General features: G+C 71.4%; 3 protein-coding genes. 2 read left to right on the top strand and 1 reads right to left on the bottom strand.

The window, feature by feature from the left end; translation table 11 throughout:
• Nucleotides 1–323: DUF2249 domain-containing protein (locus C667_RS22565; RefSeq protein ID WP_004387095.1), on the bottom strand; the 323-nt coding region annotated here is incomplete at its 3' end.
• A 161-nt stretch (nt 324–484) separates the two neighbouring features.
• Between C667_RS22565 and C667_RS22560 the strand changes: the two genes are divergently transcribed.
• Together C667_RS22560 and C667_RS22555 are read left to right on the top strand one after the other, a co-directional pair.
• Nucleotides 485–1,123: a LemA family protein gene (locus C667_RS22560; protein ID WP_004387094.1), complete on the top strand. Its 639-nt coding sequence runs from the start codon at nt 485–487 to the stop codon at nt 1,121–1,123.
• Nucleotides 1,124–1,126: 3 nt separating this feature from the next.
• Nucleotides 1,127–1,925, top strand: a 799-nt coding sequence (locus tag C667_RS22555; RefSeq protein ID WP_004387093.1) for a TPM domain-containing protein, incomplete at its 3' end; no start/stop codon positions are given.

Below are 1,925 nucleotides of genomic sequence, written 5' to 3'. Positions count from 1 at the left end.
CAGCAGCCGTGGCCGCCACCGCCGCCGCAACCGCCACCCCCGGCGGCCGCGGCAGCGGCTGCGGGCACGGCCGACGCCTGCGCGCCGAGCTGGATGGTGAAGTCGATGACGATGTTGCCCGGGTCGCGGGCGACGTAGTGGATGCCGACCTGGTTGCCGTAGCGCTGCTGGATTTGGTTGAGCAGCGGCAGCGGGTCGTGGTCATTGACGAAGCGCATGACCTCGCCGTCCTCGAGCGACTCGAGCGCACCGAAGATGGCGGCGTGGCGGAAGCGCTTGGCAACGCCGCGCGCATCGAAGGGGTGAACAGCGTTATCGGACATCTTGTTTCTTCCATTGGAGGGTCCGGTCTCGAACCTGCGGCCGGAATCGCAGCTCGCGAATCCTATTCCCGCGCGCGGGCCGAATCCTTGAGCAAGGACAAAAACCCCGCATGCGCTGCTAAAGTGAAGACCTTTCCACCGGCATCTTCCGGAGAAGCAAAATGAATTCCCGCCTCGCCCGTCCGCTGCTCCACCCCCTCGGCCGCCTCGCGCTCCCCCTCGTCCTCGCCGCCTCGCTGACCCTGTCGGGCTGCGGCTACAACGACTTCCAGCGCCTCGACGAGCAGACCCGCGCCGCGTGGTCCGAGGTGCTCAACCAGTTCCAGCGCCGCGCCGACCTCATCCCCAACCTGGTTGAGACGGTCAAGGGCGAGGCCACCTTCGAACAGGAGACGCTGAGCCGGGTGATCGAGGCGCGGGCGCGCGCCACGGCGATCCAGGTCACGCCCGAAATGCTCGACGACCCGCAGGCGATGGAGCGCTTCCAGCAGGCCCAGGGCCAGCTCGGCAGCGCGCTGTCGCGCCTGCTCGCGGTCGCCGAGAACTACCCCAACCTGAAGGCCAACCAGGGCTTCCAGGACCTGCGCGTGCAGCTCGAAGGGACGGAGAACCGCGTCACCGTCGCGCGCAACCGCTACATCGAGTCGGTCCAGCAGTACAACGTGCTGGCGCGCAGCTTCCCGTCCAACCTCACCGCGATGGTCTTCGGCTACCAGCCCAAGCCCGGCTTCACCGTGGCCGACGAGGCCGCGATCTCGACGCCGCCGAAGGTCGACTTCGGTAGCCAGGGCGGACGCTGAACGATGGCGCGCTACCTCTGGCGCGCGCTGCTGACGCTCGCCGCCGTGCTCGCGGCCGGGCTGGCGCTCGCGCAGCCGCTGCAGCCGGTGCCGGCGCTGCAGGCACGCGTGACCGACCTCACCGCCACGCTGTCGGCGGCGCAGGCGCGCGCGCTCGAGGACAAGCTCGCCGCCTTCGAGGCGGCGCACGGTAGCCAGATCGTCGTGCTGCTGCTACGCAGCACCGCGCCCGAGGACATCGCCGCCTACGCCTTCCGTGTCGCCGACGCGTGGAAGATCGGCCGCCGCGAGCTCGGCGACGGCGTGCTGCTGCTGGTGGCGAAGGACGATCGCAAGGTGCGCATCGAGGTCGCCCGCGCGCTCGAGGGCGCCGTCCCCGACCTGGCCGCGTGGCGCATCATCGACGGCGCGATCACCCCCGCCTTCCGCCGCGGCGACTTCGCCGGCGGCATCGACGCCGGGGTGGAAGCCCTGTTCGCGCTGATCCGCGGCGAGCACCTGCCCGCACCCGAGCGCGCCACGGGCGCGGGCGACGGGGCCGGCATCGAGGATCTCGGCGCCCTGCTCTTCGTCGGCGTGCCGATGCTCGGCGCGCTGCTGGTGGGCATGCTCGGGCGCAAGCCCGGGGCCTTCGCCACGGGCGGCGTCACCGGGCTGATCGTGCATCTGCTCACCGCCAGCCTCTTCCTCGCCCTCGTCGGCGGCGTGCTCGCGGTGGTCTTCGTGCTCGCGCTCGGCATCGGCGGCGGTGGACGTGGCGGTCCGCCGCATCGCGGCGGCGGGCCGCTCATCCGCGGCGGCG

The organism is Thauera phenylacetica B4P (assembly GCF_000310225.1).
In the GTDB taxonomy this organism is placed as follows: domain Bacteria; phylum Pseudomonadota; class Gammaproteobacteria; order Burkholderiales; family Rhodocyclaceae; genus Thauera; species Thauera phenylacetica.
Note: the sequence above shows the minus strand (reverse complement) of the source record. Positions and strands in the feature narration are given on the sequence as shown.